General features: G+C 46.6%; 5 protein-coding genes. 1 reads left to right on the top strand and 4 read right to left on the bottom strand.

Translation table 11 applies throughout. From position 1 onward, the window contains the following. Nucleotides 1-79 precede the first annotated feature (79 nt). The 4 genes from AMS66_RS30205 to AMS66_RS30190 form a co-directional block, all read right to left on the bottom strand. Nucleotides 80-517 (bottom strand): YlbF family regulator, encoded by a 438-nt coding sequence (locus AMS66_RS30205; protein ID WP_053784296.1) that lies wholly within the window; start codon nt 515-517, stop codon nt 80-82. Nucleotides 518-653: 136 nt separating this feature from the next. Continuing rightward, nucleotides 654-2546, bottom strand: coding sequence for a helicase-associated domain-containing protein (locus AMS66_RS30200; RefSeq protein ID WP_236703690.1), 1893 nt, complete (start codon nt 2544-2546; stop codon nt 654-656). A 74-nt stretch (nt 2547-2620) separates the two neighbouring features. Continuing rightward, nucleotides 2621-4297: a DNA repair helicase XPB gene (locus AMS66_RS30195; protein WP_053784294.1), complete on the bottom strand. Its 1677-nt coding sequence runs from the start codon at nt 4295-4297 to the stop codon at nt 2621-2623. 203 nt (nt 4298-4500) lie between these two features. Continuing rightward, a complete protein-coding gene (locus AMS66_RS30190; protein WP_053784293.1) occupies nt 4501-5670 on the bottom strand; it encodes a M20 family metallopeptidase in 1170 nt (389 codons plus the stop codon). 212 nt (nt 5671-5882) lie between these two features. On the opposite strand from AMS66_RS30190, the gene AMS66_RS30185 reads away from it, so the two are divergent. Beyond that, a complete protein-coding gene (locus tag AMS66_RS30185; protein ID WP_053784292.1) occupies nt 5883-6230 on the top strand; it encodes a YugN family protein in 348 nt (115 codons plus the stop codon). Nucleotides 6231-6232 lie beyond the last annotated feature (2 nt).

Raw genomic sequence — 6232 nt, 5'->3', positions numbered from 1 at the left:
ATTTTCCCCGCCTCTCTATAATGGAGACCGGATCCTCAGAAAGGTCCGGTCTGTCATGAATTTATTTTCTTATCCAACCTTAGCTACAACCGCACTTACCTCCGCTACCGCAGCCGCCCTTCGGATTCGGATCATTGCTCGGTACCTTAATGGTCGTTGACACGGCGAATGCAATTGTCTCCGACATCTGGAACAACATATCGTCCAGAGCCTTTTCCGCCTGTTTGAAGCGGGCTACCGCCTCGAAACGTTCCAACTCCAGCTCCAAAGCCTGAACCTGATCTTTTGCCGCGTGATAGTCCGGGTGAAAATGCCCAAAACGCTGGGTTTCTTCAAATAATTCCTTTTTGGCGTTCAGCTTGCGTATTCCCCCCTGAATTTCAGGGTTCGTCTCCACTTGCTGCTTCCAATATAAATAATCCGATACTTCGGCTGATTGGTTAATCATGTCGCCCAGTTCATATGCGCCCGTTAACACTTGGGCCATATCGACCGTGTTCATTTCCGCTACGCTCATGAAATTCATCCTATCTATATATAAAGTTCTACTTAACGTAGACTACTTCATCATATCATATCCCCGAAAAGTTAAGAAGAGTTTTTCCTGCAAATAGAAATAAGGGGAACAAGGGATCTGCTTTTGTAAAGTCGACTCAAGTTTGTGCATGGTCAGGAATAATCAGGCGTATCTGGTTCCATTCGTTAGGCGAAAAAGTACAGCATTCTGCGGGATCTGTACCACTATCCGATATGGACCAGCCCGTTAATGTCCAATCTTCATGACCGTGAATCTGATCGGGGATAACATAAACGATATTACTGTCCAGCTTCAGACCCAGTTTTGTCTGCCATTCAATGGCTTTCGTAGCAATCTGACGAGCTGTGGACACATGATACCCTCGCCACTCGTTATGCCACATCTCCGGGATCTCTCCGTATCCGGGAAACAGACCCGATTGCTCCGTGATGGAATGATCCTGTTCATACGTGTGCAGTTTGGTGTCACCTTGAATGAGCCCCTCTCTTCCACGCATATAAAAGAGTTCCTTCTGGACCTCAAGTCCGACATTGAACCCATTTACTCCGACAATGGACTCATCTGGAATGGCCTCCGACTCTGTCCCGTTCAACTCCTCAGGTAATTCAGTTCTCGATTCATATATCCATGTATCCCTTTTCTTGACTTTATCCATTGGTTCATCCTGATCAACGTTCTGCCCAGCATCCATGCGAAGTCTTTCTGCCTCCTGTCCCCACTGCTGGATCGCTAGCTTCACATGCTCAGGCACTCCCGATCCGGCATACCGTCTAAGGAAGTTTATCATTACATCGGCTGTAATACCGATCTCTGATGCAGCGATGATTCGTTCCTTTGTCATCCGGTATATGGACATGCGATCACGGCTTATCAGCTCTGTACCCATTTCCAGATTCCAGCGGACCTGTGGGTTTACATCTGGCGGAACCATAATTTCAAAGTCAGGCTGTACAAAAATCATATTCTTTCCCGGATTTTCTGCTTCGTCATTCGCGAAGTTTAATAAAATTTCAGGTTCAATCTGCCAACGATAAAATAAATTTCCCTCAGTCGACTCCCCTACCTCACCATATCCCAAACCTGCCAGAACATTAAGCCATCCCCGGATATGTGTTAAGAAGGATGATCCTGAAGAACCTCCACTCTCTCTGCTCTCAAACGCTTCTTCCAACCCATCGTTATCTAAGGTCTCTGCCGTAATACTCAACCATTCATTTTCCCGTGAAGCAAACATCATCAATTGATGGCGAAAATGCTGAAGTTTTGGCTTTGCCATACCGTACCGGTCCATACACACGCAATAAATTTCTCGATGCATTGAAGACCATGACAATGTTAACCAGTGATCTAGACGGTCAGGTGACACATACATTCGATTGTGACTCTTTTCAATCAAACCCAGACTGAGCAGCACATCAATAATAATGGCCACATGGACTGGATACACATCTGCGTGATTGTAGCGAATATTTAGTTCCGCGAAGTCTTCCGGTCCCAGAACTGTCATCCGACTTAATCGCTGCACCATTTTCTTGTGGATAGTTCCTTTACTTGTTAATGGAAGTCCTCCTTGAGCTCGACCTTCTCTTATCATCCAAGCCAATACATGAAGAAGCTCTGCAGCAATATGGGGCTTTCCCTCTCGAACAATTTTCACTTTCCGGACTTCATTAATGGATTTGGAATTATTTTGTGTAGTTTCATCCGGTATTACATTCTCCTTCTGCTGAGCAAACTGTCCAACCCGTGCTGCATATTGAATTGTTAACAAAGAAAGTAGTGAATCCGGTATGTAATACAGGCGTTCGCCCCACGACTTGCGCACAGCTCTAATCCATCCTTTATGCCGAAGCGCTATAAATGCTGTCACCGCTTCAGCTCTGCTAAGACCTTCCGTCGCCCACTCTGCTGGTGTCATCATGTTGGAAAAGGGTTGTCCTGCATATTTGCAAAATACCACTCCAAGTACCGTTCTTTCAACGCATGATAGCTCTTTGAATGAATTCACATCCAGATTACTTTGTGTATGCATAGCTTATCATGCCTTTCCCATTATTTTAGTTGGAGATGTGAACAGATCTTTCATCGCAATTCATGAACAATTTTGTACTCATATCCTTGCTCGACCAGAAACATCTGACGGCGTAATGCGAACTCCTGTTCCTTACTATCCTCAGATACAAGGGCATAGAAATAAGCTTTATTTTCTCCAGACTTTGGCCTTAGGATCCTCCCTAATCGTTGGGCTTCTTCCTGCCTTGAACCGAAACTCCCGGATATTTCGAGCGCAACAGCCGCATCCGGCAGATCTACGGCAAAGTTGGCAACCTTGGATACCACAATCGTTTTGATCTCACCACGTCGGAACGCTGCATACCATTTCACCCGTTCTTGCTGGGACATCGCACCCGAAATGAGCGGTGCTTCAATTTCCCGGGCAATGCTCTCAAGCTGATCCAAATACTGTCCGATGACAAGTGCCGGCACCCCTTCATGATGCTCCAATATCCGTTTGATCACAGCCAATTTGGCCGGATTTTCAGCTGCAAGACGAAACTGATGTTTTACCTCCGCTTCCAAATAGTTTAATCGTAGTTCAGGAGAGAACGGGATACGTATTTCCTGACACTGTACATCAGCAATCCAACCTTGTTGCTCCAATTCTTTCCACGGCATGTCATATAATTTCGGACCAATAAGTGAGAATACATCCTGTTCACAGCCATCCTCACGAACCAATGTTGCTGTCAATCCCAGTCTTCTTGTAGCCTGAATATCTGCAGTAGCCCGAAATACAGGTGCTGGCAGCAGATGGACCTCATCATAAATGATGAGTCCCCACTGACGTTCACTGAGCAATTTGATATGCGTAAAATCAGCATCCTTGGATTTTCTATGCGTAAGGATCTGATATGTGGCCACAGTCACAGGTTTCACCTGTTTTTTCTGACCGGAATACTCACCAATCTGTTCACTCGTTATCGTTGTTTTGTCCTGCAATTCCTGAATCCATTGCCGCACAGATGTGGTGTTCGAGGTCAGAATAAGGCATTCACATTGCAGACGTTCCAATACGGCCATCCCAATAACCGTTTTGCCTGCACCGCAGGGAAGAACAAGCAAACCACTTCCTCCCATGCCCTCACTACCTTCAAAAGCATCCACAGCATCTCGCTGATACGGACGCAACCTGAAGCCTTCTGAACTTTCGCCTGGAGTATTCGCTCGCCATTCAAACGGAAGGCTTGTTCCTTCTCGATATCCCGCATAATCCAGCACCGGATACCCCAAACGGGTCAATTCACGCTTCAGTAGTCCGCGCTGCTCCCCGCCAAGCACGAGCTCATGGGGATGGACACGCTCCATCCGAAAAGCCGAGATGGTCTTCATACCGCTTAATTCATCCAGCAATCCCTCATCTTCACTCACGAGACGCATCCTCATGTGATCGGCCTCTGGCTGCAATTTTAATTTTCCATATTGATCAATGATCCGTTGGATATCCTGAATGAGGGCAGCAGGAACATTCCAACGAGATACTGATTCCAGACTCTCGATCACCTGATCAGCACTCCATCCGAGTGCAGCAGCGTTCCACAGCGATAATGCAGTTATTCGATATGTATGAAAAGCCGCTGGTGTCTTCACCAGTTCGGCATACATCCCCAGTTGAGCTCTGGCCTGATCAAATCCAGGATGACCCACTTCAAGCAATACTGTAAAATCCCTTTGGACAATACAGGCGTCCGTTTTTCCCACTCCGCTTCCTCCCCTATTTTTAAAAATGAACGATCTGTTCTTTCCGAATAACAGGCATCACAAAAAGTCCAGTTCCGGTGTCTTCCGAAATTGAACCTATATAGCACAACAGTTCTCACTAAACTTAAGATTTTACAAAAACCCTACAAAAAAAGCACCCTTCTCATACTTTCGTATGAATAGGATGCCCAACTATAATCAAATCATTCGGCTGCATATCCTTTAGCCATTGCAATAAATAGTTTCACAGCATTCCGCATGGCATCCTCATCAAAGTCAAACTTGGGATGATGATGCGGATAAATTGCATCCTTCTCCGGATTGCCTGCACCGACAAACATAAAGCACCCCGGAATCTGTTGCAGGTAATAAGCGAAATCTTCAGCTGGCATCAGCATCGGTGACTTCTGTACATGATCTGCGCCGAATACGTCCACCGCTTCCCTGAAAAACCGTGCCGTTTCCTGCTCATCATTCACGACTGGAGGATACCCCATAATATAGTTTAATTGCGTCTCTGCACCGTAGATTGCTCCTGTCTGGGCAACGACTGTATGCACACGTTCTTTCATGATACTGCGTGTCTCTTCGTCGAAAGTTCTCACCGTACCCGTCATTTTGCACGACTCGGCGATGATATTCTGTGCAGATCCCGCCTGCATCGTACCAATCGTCAACACCGCTGGACGCAACGGATCCACCGAGCGACTGACAACCGTCTGCAATTGCATCACAAGAGCAGATCCCGCTACCAGACTGTCCACTGTAGATTGCGGCATGCCGCCATGTCCGCCTTTTCCTTTGATTTCAATATAGAAATCATCTGCTGCTGCCATCATCGGGCCTGGGGTGCTCGCAGCTACGCCAACAGGTAGCGGAGTCCACAGATGAATACCATAGATGACATCTACTCCTTCCAGTCCACCGTCTGCAATGACCTTGAGCGCCCCACCTGGAAGCAATTCTTCTGCAGGTTGGAACAAAAAGCGAATCTCACCCTTAATCTCATGTTGATGACGACTGAAGTACAATGCCGTGCCCAACAAAATGGATATGTGACCATCATGGCCGCAGGCATGCATGGCTCCTGCTTGTTGTGACGCGTACTCCACATCCTTCTCATCCTGGATCGGAAGTGCATCCATATCCGCACGAATCATTACGACAGGCCCTGGCTTGTCCCCACGAATGGTGCCTATAACCCCGTGCCCGCCCACGTGTTGTTTCACTTCAACGCCAAAGCTCTCCAGCATACCCGCTACAAAAGAGGATGTCTTCTCCTCATGAAAGGAAATCTCAGGATTCCGATGAAGATGACGACGCCATTCTACCATGTGGATCTGAAGATCATCCCACCATATATTATTTGTCATGTCTCTCCATCCTTTCGCTCTCTGAACGGGACTTTCATCAAGCCCGAACCTTCCTCTTGAAACCTATTGCTGTATATTGTAGCAGAATTGGAAGAAAACCGATACGAATGACCGCTTGAAAGCTTGCACGGGAAGGGGAAACATACTATCATAAAATAGATAAAAGAACGAGAATTATACTCTCGGAAGCTTATGAGGAGGATCAGACGCTTATGATTTTTGAGAATACAGGCTTGGATGGCTTGAAGAGCGACTTGGCATACCTGGATGAGAGCGCCGAGAAAGTCGGATTTGTCCGGTGGCAATGGGAATATTATCGTGCTACATATGACTACAAAATTGAAGATGAACAAACCAAATCGGAATACTTTGTACGTATTAATACCCGTGCGATAGATGGCAAACTCGAAAAGCCGGATACGGTTCTCGCAGTTGAAGCTGTTTATCTTGGAAAAGCAACCTTTCCACATGGTCTGGATTATGACTCTACCGTACCGCAGCCAGTCGTGAAGCTGGCGGCCCAAAAATTACAGCAGCTTAAAGAACTGCTGGAAGCTTAGGC

This window comes from Paenibacillus xylanivorans (assembly GCF_001280595.1).
GTDB lineage: Bacteria > Bacillota > Bacilli > Paenibacillales > Paenibacillaceae > Paenibacillus > Paenibacillus xylanivorans.
Note: the sequence above shows the minus strand (reverse complement) of the source record. Positions and strands in the feature narration are given on the sequence as shown.